We start from the raw sequence: 15,064 nt of genomic DNA, 5'->3' as shown, positions 1-15,064 counted from the left end.
GAGATATGTTTCGTGTTCAAACGTTAAATCAAATTGCGGAAAAAGGTTTGCAAGTACTTAGCGGAGATCGTTATGAAGTAGGGGATAGAATGGACCACCCAGATGGTATTTTACTTCGCAGCTATTCTTTACATCAAGAAGATTTTTCAAAAGAATTAAAGGCAATTGCAAGAGCTGGTGCTGGTGTAAATAATATTCCTGTCGAGCGATGTACGGAAAAAGGGATTGTAGTATTTAATACACCAGGAGCGAATGCCAATGCAGTAAAGGAACTTATTATCGCCAGCCTTATTATGTCTTCACGTAACATTATTAACGGAGTAAGCTGGACGAAAAATTTAGAAGGTGAAGAAGTACCGCAGCTTGTTGAATCAGGAAAAAAACAATTCGTGGGATCAGAAATTGCAGGGAAGCGTCTAGGGGTTATCGGCCTTGGCGCAATCGGTGCTTTAGTTGCGAACGATGCTTTAGCTTTAGGAATGGACGTTGTCGGATATGATCCTTATATTTCAGTTGAAACGGCATGGCGCCTTTCTACACATGTGCAAAGAGCATTTAGTTTAGATGAAATTTTCGCAACGTGTGATTATATTACACTTCATATTCCTCTTACGAATCAAACGAAGGGGATTATTGGTGAACACGCTGTAGAAAAGATGAAGAAAGGTATGCGTTTATTCAATTTCTCAAGAGGAGAACTTGTAGATGAAAAAGTTCTTCAAAAAGCGTTAGAAGAAGAGGTTATTGCACATTACGTAACAGACTTCCCGAATGAAAATGTAATAAAGATGAAAAATGTAACAGCGACGCCTCACCTTGGTGCATCTACGTCTGAATCGGAAGAAAATTGTGCGATCATGGCAGCGCGCCAATTACGTGAATATTTAGAGACAGGAAATATTCGTAATTCAGTCAACTATCCAAACGTAGAATTACCGTATATCGGAAAGAAACGAATTACGATTATGCATCAAAACGTTCCGAACATGGTAGGACAAATTACAGGATGTTTAGCAGAGCATCATATTAATATTGCCGATATGATTAATCGTAGTAAACATTCTTGGGCGTACACAATGATTGATATTGATAACGGAATTGATGATATAATAAAAGAGAATATAGTGGAAAATATAAGCAAAATTACAGGTGTTGTAGCCGTTCGAATGATTGTGTAAAGGAGAGAGGAAAACTTGGCAAAAATCCGACCGTTTCGGGCCATTCGTCCAGTAGAAGAAAAAGCAGCGGAAGTTGCAGCTTTACCGTATGACGTATTAAATAGTGAAGAAGCAAGAGAGGTTGTAAAAGGGAATCCGTATTCTTTCTTACACGTTGATAAAGCAGAAATTGATTTAGATCCGGCACTTTCGCCGTACGATGATCGTGTATATGAAAAAGCGGGTGAAAATTTAAATCGATTTATACGAGAAGAAGTATTTATTCAAGACGAAGAGCCAGCACTATACATTTATGAACTGACGATGCAAGGGAGAACGCAGTCAGGTCTTGTCGTTTGTACATCTATTGATGAGTATGAAGATGATACAATTAAAAAACATGAAAGAACGCGTCATGAAAAAGAGCTAGATCGCATTCGTCACGTAGATGTGTGTGATGCGAATACAGGTCCTATCTTTTTAACATATCGTACTAAAGAAGAGATAAAGCGTTTCATCGCAAGCTGGAAAGAAAAACATGTGCCAATTTATACATTTACAGCAGAAGATGGAGTTAGGCATATTGCGTGGAAAATAGCTGATGAAGAAGTAGTTGCAAGTTTAGTAAACTTATTTGAAGATATTCCTAATTTGTACATTGCAGATGGGCATCACCGCTCTGCATCAGCGGCAAAAGTTGGGCTCATGCGAAGAGAACAATATCCGAATTACACAGGAGAAGAAGAGTTTAATTTCTTCTTATCAGTTTTATTCCCTCACGATGAGTTATCTATTTGGGACTATAATCGAGTTGTAAAAGATTTAAACGACTTATCAGAAGAACAGTTTTTAAAACAAATCACGCAATACTTTTATGTAGAAGAAGCATCACTTTCACCGTATAAACCAAATGAGCCAAAAACTTTTGGAATGTATGTAAATGAGAAGTGGTATAAGCTTACAGTGAAAGAGGAAACGTTTGATGCGAATGATCTCGTTAAAGGTTTAGATGTATCTATTCTGCAAGATCATTTATTAAGCCAAGTACTTGAAATACATGACCCGCGATCTGATTCACGCATCGATTTTGTCGGAGGAATCCGCGGATTGGAAGAACTAGAACGCCTTGTAAAGAGCGGTGAATATAAAGCAGCATTCGCATTATATCCGACATCAATGGAAGCTTTATTAGCAATCGCAGACGCTGGAGAAGTTATGCCGCCAAAATCAACGTGGTTTGAACCGAAACTGCGCAGTGGGTTGTTTGTACATTCATTAAAATAAATAGACTTCTTTAGATTGAAAAACCGAAATGATTATAGTTTCGGTTTTTCTTATGTTAAAAGTGTTTTTGAGGAGGAGTAGGGATGAAATTACAAGTAGGCGAAAAAATCACCTTTGAGCGAACGTTTACGAAAGAGGATGTTGTTTTATTTACGGAAGTATCAAAAGATGAAGGTGTTCATCATGTTACGCCAGATGAGCAGGGGAGATTTGTTGTACAAGGACTGTTAACATCAACATTGCCTACAAAAATTGGCGGTGATTATAACGTACTAGCTCGCAAGATGGATTTTGAATTTTTACGTCCTGTTTTTAGCGGTGATACAATTCGTTGTGACGTAACCATTGAACAATTTGAGCCCGATGAAAAAAGTCGCACAAAAATTATTGCGATGTTTATATGTAGGAACCAACTTGAAAAGGAAGTTATGAAGGGGAGTTTTTCGGGGATTATTCTTTAATTGATAGGAAAAGTAATGAATAGGTGGGGGCCATGTCACTTGGGATTAGGTTTTTAATTCCACTATAACGAAAATGATATGCACTGCTGCATACTGATAATATACTCTGTTATTTCTTATTTTGAATAAGCTCGTCAACAAAAAGGACATTCCTAGTATTACAAGAAATGTCCTTTCCACTAAATTATAAGGTATTTAGCTAACATTTAAACTCTAAAATTAGTTTACTAGTTTGGCCTATAAACTGATAATGATAGGACCCTCTTAGTTTTTCTAAGTTACCGGTAGCTTTAATAATTGTTCCTGGGGAATCTAAATTTCCTTTATCAAATATTCCTTGCTCTATAGCTGTAAATGTCCCTTGTTGCCCCTTATAAATTCCTTCAAAGTGTAAAAATCCAGAGATTTTAGCAGTAGCTAAGTGACCATCATTTATATTGGAGTCTAAATAATATAATAAGTATTCAACAAAAGCTTTTCCTTTTAATTCACCATCAATATCATATTCGACATGTGCAATATTAATAGGGAAATCTTTTTTAGTATCATCGATAGGTTTTTCATCCCATTTACTTACTGTAAATGTTACTTCCATACACGTAATCTCCCTTCAATTATAAACTTTTAAAAAGTATCCATTCACAGTCATATCTCATGAGAGTGTCTTTATTCATTCCACGCCACTCTCTAAAATAGAGAAAGACCCATTTTCACAATCAATTTCTGCCATCACGCCGTAAGGTAAAATAAACTTCGGTTCAGTATGGCCAAAATTTAAATTATAAAGAATCGGAAAATCTTCTAAGTTATGTTCTTTCATAACTTGCAGTATTTCATGTTTATATTCTTCATAATACATTTCGTCTTTTGGTTTACCAAAAATGATTCCTTTTGCTTTTTGGAGAATGCCTTGTGCTGCGTAATTTCGTAACCAATACTTTATATAGCTTGGTTCTGGATGGTCTTCAGAAGTTTCAAAGAAAAGGATGCTATTCTCCCAATGTTTTTTCTCAGGCCAAAGCTCCGTTCCTTTTGCAAATTCTAGTACTTCTATACATCCGCCAATTAAACGCCCTTGTACAGTGGTGGAGCCTTGAAGTAGCTCATATCCTTTGTTTTGTTGCATCGTACGCCTTGTATCCTTATTGACCTCGATCCATTCTAAACGCTCACTCGTCCATTCAGGAGCTGGTTGAATTTCGCCAATCGTTTCATTTGAAAAGAGAGTTCGCTTTACCATTTCAACCGTATATGGATTCATCTCTATATTTTCAGCGAAATCAGTTAAAATGGCTGGACCGTAAAAAGAGGAAATTCCTGCTTTATGACAAAACAAGTGTGAAACGGTAACGTCAGAGTACCCCATAAAAATTTTCGGGTTTTCACGTATTACATTAAAATCTATATAAGGAAGTAAGCGGATGCTATCTTCACCGCCAATATTCGCAATAATTGCTTTCACGCGCGTATCTTTAAAAGCTGTCATTAAATCTTCCGCGCGAGCCTGTGGATTGTTATAAATGAATTCGCTACCTTTTAAACTATTTGGCATGGGGATAACCGTAAGACCGAAAACTTCTTCTAATCTCTTTACACCTTGTTCATACCGCCATCTTATCTCAGAATCACCTGCGCCTCCCCATGAAGGGCTTACTGTTGCCACAATATCACCTGGTTGTAATCTGCTTGGTTTCTTTAACATGTTAACTCCACTCCTGCATAATGTAATGGACTACAATTATATAAACTGTAGCATTGAAAAATATGATGCATCACATTAGTTTCTTCGTCATTAATCCGTTTACCTGCTGGTATTCAAGAACTTAGTCTTAGTGTTGAGTATATTTAAAATACAGTATGCAACATTGCATAAGAAAGATGGTTGCTATTTTGTATATCCTGTAACTATAATAGTTACAGGTTGGTCGTATCCAATCAAAAAAATTAATCATCATGAACGGAGAGGTTACATATGGGTATGAAAAAATTAATTTTAGCAGGTGCTTTAGGAATCGCAGCATTATCAGGAACGAATTTACCAGGATTAGAAGTAACAAAAGCGAGTGCAGCTTCTATTGAATCGAATTTCTCAACGTTAGAAGGGCGAGTAGTTGAAGTGGATAACGGTGTGATTGTTGTGAAATCTAAGCAATACGAAGAACCTGTTAGTGTATACATGGATACTTTCTCAAATGTGAAGGTAGGAGATGAAGTAAAAGTTACTGGATCTATGATGCGTAATTTTACGGAATATATGATTGCAACTGCAATTGAAAATACAACAAACAAGTTAGGCATGCACATGAAAGAAGATGGCTCACCTGATTATGTGATTGGGGAAGTATCAAAAGTAGGAACGATGGAAGATGAGAGAGACGTTTCTACTCAATATGTCGTAGTTGAGTATCCATCACTAAATGGGAAGAAAGTTATTATTGATGTTTTCTTAACGAAGGGGCAAGTGTTTAATTCGGGTGAGAAAGTAAAAATTGATATGAAGTATGTAGGCTGGGGCGGAAGCTCTATTAACTGGAACACAACGGACAATATTGAAAAGGTTTATGAGGTAAAGAGCAACGTTGAAAATAATGCTGATGTTTGGATTTGGTCTTAATTAGACGCTTCTAAATAATAAATGTATCATGCAGTACCCATCGAATGATCATATGTATGACAATTCGATGGGTACGTTTTGTTTTGTGTTTTTTGAGAATAACGGATTTCCGATTAGAATATGATGTTAATATTGGAGAGAAGGTAAAAAAATACAATATGGAAAGAAGTGTTTAAGGATGGAGCAAGATGAAGTTTATTTACGAGCTAAAAAAAGGGTAGAGAATTTACAAGCGTTTTATATTCATTTAACGGTCTATATACTAGTGAACTTAATGCTTTTTATTATAAATATAAGCTCTGATTCAAGTAAATTATGGTTTGTATATCCACTTGCAGGTTGGGGGATTGGTATCGTTATACATGGTTTGACAACTTTTCCAGTTGGGATATTCGGAAAAGAGTGGGAGGAACGAAAGATTAAAGAATATATGGAGAAAGATAAGTAAATTTATTTTTGGAATGTATAAATATAAAATCTCTATGATCACACGCTTGATGCGAAGTCTATTCTATAGCTTCGCCTATTTGCTTTGTATTCGAAGTTTGTGCTAGTAAGAGTGTTCATATTCATTTTTTAGCATCAATTGCATGTGAAATCAAAACTTTATTTGTAGTACATAATAAATACAGTTGTTTTACTTTTTAATGATATGTGGATATGGGATGAGGTTGATTTATTACCCTATATTAAAATAAAAATAAACCACTGTTCGATTTGAATATTCCACGATATAATGGTGAGAGTTTATGACAGAATAAATATTTACATAAGAAGTGAGGTACTGTATGAAAAAAAGAACGACAGACATTATTTTTATTATTATCGGTGCATTTCTTTTTGCGTTAGGTGTTAATTTGTTTGTTATCCCGAATGAGTTTGGTGAGGGTGGAGTAACGGGTATCACGATTATTACGTACTATTTATTTGAATGGTCACCGGGCTTAGTTAACTTAATTTTAAATGCGATTTTGTTAATAGCTGGTTATAAATTTTTAAATAAGATTACAACAATTTATACGATTATCGCTGTAGTTACGAACTCGCTATTCCTTCATTTGACAGAAGGCTGGACGATTGCTTCGGATGAAATGCTTGTGAATGCCATTTTCGGAGGAATATTTATCGGATGCGGGATTGGCCTTATTATCCGTGTAGGCGGAACAACAGCAGGTACTACTATCTTAGCAAGGATGACGCATAAATATTTAGGATGGAGCATTAGCTACGGTCTACTGTTCTTCGATTTAATCGTTGCGTTTTCATCTTATTTCATCATTGGTGCAGAAAAACTGATGATAACAATTATTATGCTATATGTAGCAACGAAAGTGATGGAGTTTGTAATTGAAGGTTTAAATCCGAAGAAAGCCATTACGATTATTTCTGATAACCCGAACGAAATTGCCGGGAAGGTCACTACCTTAATGGGCAGAGGGGTTACCGTGTACTCAGGTCATGGCTATTACACGAAAACGCCGAAGGAAATTCTTTATGTTGTTATTAATAAGCAAGAAGTAGTGAAGCTAAAGAGGATTGTTCAAACTACAGATCCGGCTGCGTTCATCGCTATACACGATGTTCGTGACGTATTTGGAGAAGGATTCGTTGATATTTCTAAAGCATAGAAATTACTTTTCATTAAAATAATCTTAATACTAAAACGTAAGAATCTATTTTGAATAATCTTTTTTCAAAATAGATTCTTTTTTAATTAAACGCCATTCACTTTCAGTTCAATCTTTTACATCCTAAAGAAAAAGTGCCGATAGAACGCTCCAGTCTGTTCTTTAATTTTGAAATGTGAGAGCTGAATAACAATGGATAATATGTGATTTTTTAATCTACTCCCCATGAGTTCCACCATTTGTTTCGCATCTGGATTTCCTTCATCGTACAATTCCTCAATAATGTTAATATAATCCTTCTCATTTCGATTTTGACTTAATTTATATGCAGCCGGGATGTCTTCCACTTATGAAATTAATAAACATTATGCTGTCTACAATAACCATATTTTCAAAAGCTACATATTGCATACTATTAAATAAAAAAGGTCCCTCAGACAAGCTGAGAGACCGCTCAAAGTACAATTCTTTATTTTCGGTTGGAAATACAACGCTAATCAATCTAATGAATTATAAATGACTAAATTTTTCTCCTAATTTCATTTTTGCAAGTTCATATATAAAACCTTTTTTTCGTTGTTTTATCTTTTCAATATTTTGCATCAAAATCATTAACAGGAACAACTCTAAGATCTTATAACCAATAAGAGTCATAAATGAAATCATAAATATATTTGCAAAAGTCAAATTACCACCCCTTCATATCACAAAAAGCTTTAAAAATTTTAGGTGCTTTAGAACTGTATTTCCACCTTTTACAAGCAGTATATGCTCCTAATTCCAATATTATTGTTACTAACCAAGCAGCTCCTATTGCTAAAAGTGCATTTATAAGAGCTCCTACTGTAATAATAACAGGAACAACTGTAGAGATTGGATCTGGTCCTGGAAATTCAACTTTATCTTTTTTTATATTTTCAAACGCTAGAACTTCTGATGAACTTAAAGATTCATATCCATTTTTTAAATTTGTTGCTTGTTCAGGGGTAAGGCCTAATTCAAGTGCCTTTGAAGAATCAAAGACATACCTATCCCCATCTACCAATGTAAGGGATTCGTTAGCAATAGTATTAAGTTTTTCTATTTCTCCCCAATTTATTTCTTGTTCTTCTAGAACTTCATTGATAGATGTCAACGTCTGTTTATCCAAATTAAATTCTGTATTTGAAACCTTTAAATTTTGTGTTGGAACTGATTCTTTAGCTAAAGCATCAGCCCCCGGTATGAAATGCATAAAACCTAAAACTGTAGTAGAAATGAGTACTGCTTTTTTTAACATTAATTCCCACACTCCAATTCTAAATTTTTCCAACCTTAGTAAATATATTCAATTAATAATGTGTAATTCCTTGTATAATATTTTTTTTATCTATTTTTTATATTTTTAAAAGTGCATTTACATCAGATAAGAATGAAAGAAGTTATATATGTTAGATAGAGATCAAACTAAAATATTATTTAACGAGTATAAGTATATAATTTCTATATTACTTATTCATTTGAAGGCTGACTGTTTTTGCAATCTTCTTCAAGCTAACAAGGCTTTATACATTTGTTGCAAGAAAATATTCATAGTGTTCTAATTCCAAGAAACCATATCATAGCATTCGGCTTTTCTTTTTCTTGCAAAAAATCCAATTGTTTCTTAAGGTAAGGATGTAGAAGGATGAACAAGAGAGGGTTTAATGAAGATGATACATATTTTATTAGCTGATGATGATAAGCATATTAGAGAGTTGTTGCATTACCATTTACAAAAAGAGGGGTTTAAAGTTTTTGAAGCGGAAGATGGAAAGGTAGCGCAAAGCGTTTTAGAGAAAGAGAATATTCATCTTGCGATAGTAGACATTATGATGCCGTTTGTTGATGGTTATACGTTATGTGAAGAAATCCGGAAGTATCATGATATACCGGTTATTTTATTAACTGCGAAAGATCAATTAGTTGATAAAGAAAAAGGATTCATTTCTGGTACGGACGATTATATTGTAAAACCGTTTGAGCCTGCTGAAGTCATTTTCCGTATGAAAGCATTGCTGCGTCGTTATCAAATGCTGAGTGCTGATATTATAACGCTGCACGGTACAACAATTGACCGAAAAGGGTTTGAAGTGAAATGTAACGGTCAGACGATTTTACTACCGCTGAAGGAATTTGAATTGTTATCGCAACTGGCTAGTTATCCTGGAAGAACATTTTCAAGGGAAGAATTAATTGAATTAGTATGGGGAATGGATTTTGAAGGAGATGAACGAACTGTTGATGTTCATGTGAAAAGGCTCCGAGATCGTTTCTCAAAACGAACGGATGATTTTCAAATTAAGACAGTACGCGGACTCGGTTATAAGTTGGAGTTGAAATAAAATGAAATCATTATACTCTAGATTTGTTTTTATGACAGTTGGGATCATGCTACTTAGCAGTATTATCGGTTTTTTATTAACGAACGTATATTATCAAGTGAAGTTAAAACCGTATAATAGTGAAAAGATTTTAATGTATGCGGAAGAAGTAAAATCTTTATATGAAAAGCAAAGTGAAGAAAATAAAGAAGCGTACTTACAGTCTATTGCGAAATTAGGATATGAAATTTATATTGTAGATGAAAAAAAGAATGGAAAGCGTATCGGTAATGCGTTTCGTAAGACGACAATTAGTGATGATACCGTTCATAAAGTATTGCAAGGGGAAACGTTTAATGGCGTTTCCACATATCCAACACGTCTCTTTATTACAGGTTTTTTCGATAATGAATTAATTAATAGTGTCGGTGTCCCGGTAAAACACGGTGATCAACAGTACGCTTTATTTATTCGTCCGGACATTCAGAATCAATTTGGCGAGATGCGAATTTTTCTAGCGGTATTACTCGGTTTCATCGTTGTATTAAGTATTATTTTTATCGCGATTGCAGCAGGTTATATCGTTCGTCCTATTCGTAAGTTTACGAGGGCTACGCAAAAAATTGCGAGTGGTAAATATGAAATTGAATTAGACGTAAAACGAAAAGATGAAATAGGAACGTTATCTACAAGCTTCCAAAAGATGACGAAAAGTATTAAAGAACTAGATGAAATGAGACAAGAATTCGTTTCGAACGTTTCACATGAATTCCAGTCACCGCTTTCTTCCATACAAGGATTTTCGAAGACGTTGCAAACAGAAAAGATGAGTGAAGAAGAAAGAAATCATTACTTACAAATTATTGAGGGCGAAAGTAAGCGGATGTCTAGTTTATGTAAACAGTTACTTACGCTTGCTTCATTAGATAAAGAGGAGAAAGTACTACAGATAAAAGAATTCAATTTGCAGAAGCAAATTAAAGATGTCATTTTTATGCTCGAATGGAAATGGCGTGAAAAAGATATCGCCGTTGAATTTGATGTGCCGGACATTACAATTCAAGGTGATGAAAATTTACTTCATCAAGTATGGAGCAACATTTTTACGAATAGCATTAAGTTTTCAAACGACGGTGGAACGATTGAATTTGTTGTAGAAGAATTAGAATCGAGCAATATGATCTCTATATCAGACAACGGAATTGGTATGGAAAAAGAAGAGATGGATCGTATATTTGATCGTTTTTACAAAGTAGATACGGCAAGGGCGAGAAACGTAGAAGGCAGTGGCTTAGGATTATCAATCGTGCAGAAAATTGTGGAACTGCATCAGGGAAACGTTTCAGTGTATAGTACGAAAGGGGAAGGGACTACTGTTCAGGTGGAGCTTCCGAAATAGATGGAAGAGGCTGTTTTTGAAACAGCCTCTTCTTTTTGTTGTTTTTTGTCGATAAGTCGATATAATCGGAAAATCGCTGATATAATTTGAGTTGCGCCGATATATTAGGAAAATCGCCGATATAATCCGAGTTGCGCTGATATATTTGAAAAATCGCTCATATAAATTTCACGTACCCACCACTTCACCTATAAAGCCGCACCTTTCCCACTCTCTACTTTAAATCGAACCCCAAAAGTATCCGCTGTAATTTCATCAGCTTTCGGCAATGCTCGTAATTTCGGGTGAAGCAGCCATACGAGAGAAATGAAGAAACTCCCTATGCTAGCCAGTGCGAAAATGAGTTGGCTACTAAATACATTTGCGGTGTATCCACCAATTAAAGAACCGAACGGCATAGCAATTGTGCCCATACTTCGCATGACTGAGTTAATACGTCCAATATATTGATTTGGGATTACAATTTGACTAATTGTCGCAAATAATATGTTGGTGGCACCAATTGGAATCCAAGCTAGGCCGAATAAGAGAATAGACAACCACTGAAACGGTACAATGGTAGAGAGAAACCAAAAGATAGCGCCAGTCGCAAAGCCAATAATAGAGACACGGCCAACATTACGTTTACCAACCCATGAACTGAATAATGCACCGATGAGACTACCTGCTGATATAGCAGCTAGAAAGAAGCCATATGATTTCACGCCTCCTAAAGAATCAGCGAAAGAAGGGAGTATCGCCATCGTCATACCGATTGAAAAATTAGCGACTACTGAACCGATTAAGAATACGCCCATTAATGAACGAAAGACGATGGAAAAACCTTCTTTTAAATCAGAGAAATATTGTTTAGTTGATAGCGATGTATTGGTTTCTGCTTGCGTTGGCATTTTTAGTGAAAAGAACAAAAGGGCAGTAATCGCGAATGTAAAAGAGTCGATTACATATAAAGTGATTGCGCCAAATAGTGCTACTAATATGCCAGAAAGAGTCGTACAAATTAAGTCAATGCCTTGATACGCAAATGAAAAGAGTGAATTTCCTTTTAATAATTGTGTTTTATGCAGTAGAAGTGGTAAAGCTTTCGATTGTGCGGGATAGGCGAATTGTTCGATAAAGGCTACGATAGGCATGATGATGAGTAGTAGTTGAACTGTTAATAGATCGAAGTAGTGTGTAATAGGAATGATTAATATAAGAATGCATTGCAAAATTTGTGTAATGACGAGGGTGTTTTTAATTGACCATCTATCAACGAATGGACCGGTAAGAAATTGAAGTGCAGAAGGTAATAATGTAAGGAAACCAGCCAATCCAGAATAAAAAGGATTACCACTAAGTTTATATACGAGCCACATCGCAGCTACATAATACAAGCTATCTCCTATGTTCGTAAAAATTCTCCCTAAAAACAGTAAGAGGAAATTCCGGTTTTTTAATATGTCCACTTTATCTACTCCTTTATAAAAAAATTATTCGGTAAAATAAATTTGACCGTCGGTGTAAAAAAAATCGTATTACGATTTTTCTTCTTTTTTAACGAATCGCTGCATTGCTCGTTCGTCGATTTGTAGTGCAGTAGTAGAAATGTAATAAGATTTACTATTTGGATCTTTATCCGCGTCTTTTGTGATCTCGTTTAATTCACCCATTAATTCATGAAACTTTTTCACCCACACTTGAAATTGTTCTGGCGTGGCATCAAACTCCCAGCAAGATGAAACGTAATTCCACTCAGTAGGGTTTTCGCTTACTGTTCGTAATGTAAAAGCTTCTTCTGGTGCAGCGAGAATATGGCTTTTCGTTCTTTCTGTCATTTGTAAAAAGATTTGGCGACCTGATTCGCTTAACATTTCTAAATGAGGTAATAGATTTGCGGCAGGAGTGAAGCCTTTAGCGACAGATTGATAAAACTTTTGAATGATACCATTCTTTTCTTCTGTATAAACAATTTCTATAAAACCATTCTTTTCTAATTCTTTTAAATGATAATGAATTTTCGCCCTTGGAATGCCGAATTTCTCAGATAGCAGTTGTCCTGTATAAGGACGTTCGCATAGACGCATCATCATTTCGACACGTAGTGGATCGCTTATTGCTTTTAGTTGGCTATAAGTAGTGAGTGTTAACATGGGCTTCAAAGTGATCAACTCCTTAAATGAAATTACTCGGTCAAGATTATTTGACTGAATTGTATCAAGGATTTTAATTATTTTCAATACTTTCTGAAAATTAAATCTTCTCCTCTGTAATCTTCTGTTCATATTCCGTTCATATTTCTTTTTTATGATAAGTGCATAGAAAGTAAGAGGAAGGAGCGAGCGAAATGTTTTTAGCTCTGCGTGAATTAAAACAATCAAAATTACGATACGGATTAATCGGACTGATTATGGTGTTATTATCATTTTTAGTTCTTGTTATTTCAGGATTAGCAAATGGACTATCATATGATAATGCTTCATCGATTCAAAATATGGAGGCAAATAAGTTCGTTTTAGCAGATGATGCGGAAAATAAATTACTTCGTTCACAAATTAAGAAAGAAGATGCAGATAACGTAGTAGATCAAGTAGGCGAGAAAGAGGCCGTTCCGTTTCGTGTGAAAGTTTCAACGTATGAAAAGAAAGATAGCTCGAAAAAAGTGGATATTGCCATTTTCGCAAGTGAACGTGGTTCATTTTTAGAACCGAAAATTGTAAAAGGTGAGAAATTAGGTACAGCAAACAACGAAATGGTTGCTGATGAATCTATTAAAGAAAAAGGAATCGATATCGGGGATACAATTATTGATCCTGTTTCAAAGAAAGAATTTACGATCGTTGGATTTACGAAAGATCAAATGTTTAGCCATACACCAGTCGTTTATGTAAATGAAGATGTATGGGGATCTATTTCACAACCAAACCAAAAAGATTATAGTGCAATTGCGCTGAATACAGATAAAGAAATTAAAAATGCACACGTAATTGACAAAAAAGAAGTACTGCAAAGTATTCCAGGATTTAAAGAAGAGCAAGGAACATTAACGATGATCATTGCATTCTTACTTGTTATCGCTGCGTTACTAATCGGTGTATTCTTCTACGTCATTACACTGCAAAAAACACAGCAATTAGGTGTATTAAAAGCAATCGGTACAAAGAATTCTTATTTAGCGAATAGCTTAGTCGTGCAGGCGTTATTCTTATCAGTTGTTGCAATGGTAATCAGTATTGTTCTTGTACAAGGATTAGAACAAATTTTACCAGCCGGAATGCCGTTCTTATTAACAACACCGATGATTGCACAATATGCAGCAATCTTTATCGTAATTAGTATTTTAGGAACACTTATTTCGTTATACCAAGTATTAAAAGTTGATGCATTAGAAGCAATTGGAGGCGGGATGTAATGACTTCATTATTGAAATTAGACAAAGTAAGTAAAGTATACGGAGAAGGGAATACGGAAGTAACAGCCCTTCATCCGATGTCCCTTGATGTGAAAGCTGGAGAGTTTATCGGAATCGTCGGTCCTTCTGGATCAGGGAAAAGTACATTATTATCAATCGCGGGTGCATTATTATCACCTTCAAAAGGGGATATTTACATTCGTGAGCAAAATATTACGAAGTTATCAGAAAAGGAAATGACAGACATTCGTTTGAAAAAAATCGGCTTCATTTTCCAGTTTGCAAATCTTGTTCCATATTTAAATGTAAAAGAACAATTACTTTACATTGCAAAGCTTAAAAAAGAAAACAAACAAGAATCAGAAAAGCGTGCGGATCATTTATTAGCGGCATTTGGATTAGGAGAAAGAAAAAATCATTATCCAAATCAACTATCTGGCGGAGAAAAGCAAAGGGTAGCAATCGCTCGTGCGTTCATGAACAACCCAGACTTAATATTAGCGGATGAACCAACAGCAAGCTTAGACTCAAAACGCGCACGTGAAGTCGTAGAAATGATGAAACGTGAAGTGAAAGAGAGTCAAAAAGCAGCAATTATGATTACACATGATGAAAGAATGCTTGATGTATGTGATCGTATATTGACACTTCGAGATGGGAAGTTAATATAAAGAAAAAGACAATCGCACATAAATGTGCGGTTGTCTTTTGTATAATTGCTTTATCCCGCTTTAATGGGCAGTAAGACCCCCACCTCAAAATGCAGCGAAAGCAAAGAAGTTAGGTGG

At 35.3% G+C, this 15,064-nt stretch carries 15 protein-coding genes and 1 pseudogene; 10 read left to right on the top strand and 6 right to left on the bottom strand.

All coding sequences use genetic code 11. The annotated features are described in order from the left end of the window. Nucleotides 1–5 precede the first annotated feature (5 nt). The 3 genes from BAQ44_RS28815 to BAQ44_RS28805 all read left to right on the top strand — a co-directional run bounded on the left by BAQ44_RS28815 (nt 6) and on the right by BAQ44_RS28805 (nt 2,902). Entirely contained in the window at nt 6–1,178 is a 1,173-nt protein-coding gene (locus BAQ44_RS28815) for a 3-phosphoglycerate dehydrogenase family protein (RefSeq protein ID WP_071725178.1), read from the top strand. Nucleotides 1,179–1,193: 15 nt separating this feature from the next. Then, on the top strand, nt 1,194–2,441 hold the full coding sequence (locus BAQ44_RS28810) for a DUF1015 domain-containing protein (protein ID WP_071725176.1): 1,248 nt from the start codon (nt 1,194–1,196) through the stop codon (nt 2,439–2,441). Nucleotides 2,442–2,524: 83 nt separating this feature from the next. Next, on the top strand, nt 2,525–2,902 hold the full coding sequence (locus BAQ44_RS28805; RefSeq protein WP_063261410.1) for a hotdog family protein: 378 nt from the start codon (nt 2,525–2,527) through the stop codon (nt 2,900–2,902). A 199-nt stretch (nt 2,903–3,101) separates the two neighbouring features. On the opposite strand, the gene BAQ44_RS28800 is transcribed toward BAQ44_RS28805, so the two are convergent. After that, nucleotides 3,102–3,497 carry a DUF3224 domain-containing protein gene (locus tag BAQ44_RS28800; RefSeq protein ID WP_063261409.1) on the bottom strand — a complete coding sequence of 132 codons (396 nt, stop codon included), beginning with the start codon at nt 3,495–3,497 and terminating at the stop codon, nt 3,102–3,104. A 75-nt stretch (nt 3,498–3,572) separates the two neighbouring features. Further along, nucleotides 3,573–4,604 carry a S66 family peptidase gene (locus BAQ44_RS28795; protein ID WP_071725174.1) on the bottom strand — a complete coding sequence of 344 codons (1,032 nt, stop codon included), beginning with the start codon at nt 4,602–4,604 and terminating at the stop codon, nt 3,573–3,575. Between the two features lie 270 nt (nt 4,605–4,874). Here BAQ44_RS28795 and BAQ44_RS28790 point away from each other — a divergent pair, with 270 nt between their 5' ends. The 3 genes from BAQ44_RS28790 to BAQ44_RS28780 all read left to right on the top strand — a co-directional run bounded on the left by BAQ44_RS28790 (nt 4,875) and on the right by BAQ44_RS28780 (nt 7,144). Further along, entirely contained in the window at nt 4,875–5,516 is a 642-nt protein-coding gene (locus BAQ44_RS28790) for an ATP F0F1 synthase subunit alpha (RefSeq protein WP_071725172.1), read from the top strand. A gap of 178 nt (nt 5,517–5,694) precedes the next feature. Beyond that, on the top strand, nt 5,695–5,964 hold the full coding sequence (locus BAQ44_RS28785) for a 2TM domain-containing protein (protein WP_071725170.1): 270 nt from the start codon (nt 5,695–5,697) through the stop codon (nt 5,962–5,964). Between the two features lie 340 nt (nt 5,965–6,304). Further along, nucleotides 6,305–7,144 (top strand): YitT family protein, encoded by an 840-nt coding sequence (locus BAQ44_RS28780; RefSeq protein ID WP_000747488.1) that lies wholly within the window; start codon nt 6,305–6,307, stop codon nt 7,142–7,144. A 200-nt stretch (nt 7,145–7,344) separates the two neighbouring features. Here BAQ44_RS28780 and BAQ44_RS28775 read toward each other — a convergent pair. Together BAQ44_RS28775 and BAQ44_RS28770 are read right to left on the bottom strand one after the other, a co-directional pair. Then, nucleotides 7,345–7,491: pseudogene (locus BAQ44_RS28775) on the bottom strand (FMN-binding negative transcriptional regulator); the annotation flags it as partial. A gap of 341 nt (nt 7,492–7,832) precedes the next feature. After that, the gene (locus tag BAQ44_RS28770) at nt 7,833–8,423 is read right to left on the bottom strand and encodes a hypothetical protein (RefSeq protein ID WP_071725167.1); all 591 of its coding nucleotides are present in this window, start codon (nt 8,421–8,423) and stop codon (nt 7,833–7,835) included. A gap of 406 nt (nt 8,424–8,829) precedes the next feature. Between BAQ44_RS28770 and BAQ44_RS28765 the strand changes: the two genes are divergently transcribed. Together BAQ44_RS28765 and BAQ44_RS28760 are read left to right on the top strand one after the other, a co-directional pair. Beyond that, complete coding sequence (locus BAQ44_RS28765; RefSeq protein WP_084669676.1) at nt 8,830–9,507, top strand: response regulator transcription factor; 678 nt, start codon at nt 8,830–8,832, stop codon at nt 9,505–9,507. A gap of 1 nt (nt 9,508) precedes the next feature. Continuing rightward, nucleotides 9,509–10,885, top strand: a complete 1,377-nt coding sequence (locus BAQ44_RS28760) for a sensor histidine kinase (protein ID WP_071725164.1) — start codon at nt 9,509–9,511, stop codon at nt 10,883–10,885. 188 nt (nt 10,886–11,073) lie between these two features. Here the strand turns inward: BAQ44_RS28760 and BAQ44_RS28750 are convergent, their stop codons facing one another. Then, nucleotides 11,074–12,333, bottom strand: coding sequence for an MFS transporter (locus BAQ44_RS28750; protein ID WP_071725163.1), 1,260 nt, complete (start codon nt 12,331–12,333; stop codon nt 11,074–11,076). Nucleotides 12,334–12,402: 69 nt separating this feature from the next. Further along, a complete protein-coding gene (locus BAQ44_RS28745; RefSeq protein ID WP_071725161.1) occupies nt 12,403–13,026 on the bottom strand; it encodes an ArsR/SmtB family transcription factor in 624 nt (207 codons plus the stop codon). A 185-nt stretch (nt 13,027–13,211) separates the two neighbouring features. Here BAQ44_RS28745 and BAQ44_RS28740 point away from each other — a divergent pair, with 185 nt between their 5' ends. Next, nucleotides 13,212–14,276 carry an ABC transporter permease gene (locus BAQ44_RS28740; protein ID WP_063261399.1) on the top strand — a complete coding sequence of 355 codons (1,065 nt, stop codon included), beginning with the start codon at nt 13,212–13,214 and terminating at the stop codon, nt 14,274–14,276. Then, nucleotides 14,276–14,947 carry an ABC transporter ATP-binding protein gene (locus tag BAQ44_RS28735; protein ID WP_000202604.1) on the top strand — a complete coding sequence of 224 codons (672 nt, stop codon included), beginning with the start codon at nt 14,276–14,278 and terminating at the stop codon, nt 14,945–14,947. The genes BAQ44_RS28740 and BAQ44_RS28735 overlap by 1 nt, the downstream gene beginning before the upstream one ends. Nucleotides 14,948–15,064 lie beyond the last annotated feature (117 nt).

The organism is Bacillus mobilis (genome assembly GCF_001884045.1).
Taxonomy (GTDB): domain Bacteria; phylum Bacillota; class Bacilli; order Bacillales; family Bacillaceae_G; genus Bacillus_A; species Bacillus_A mobilis.
The sequence above is the reverse complement of the archived record's forward strand: the minus strand, read 5'-3'. Positions and strand labels throughout refer to the sequence as shown.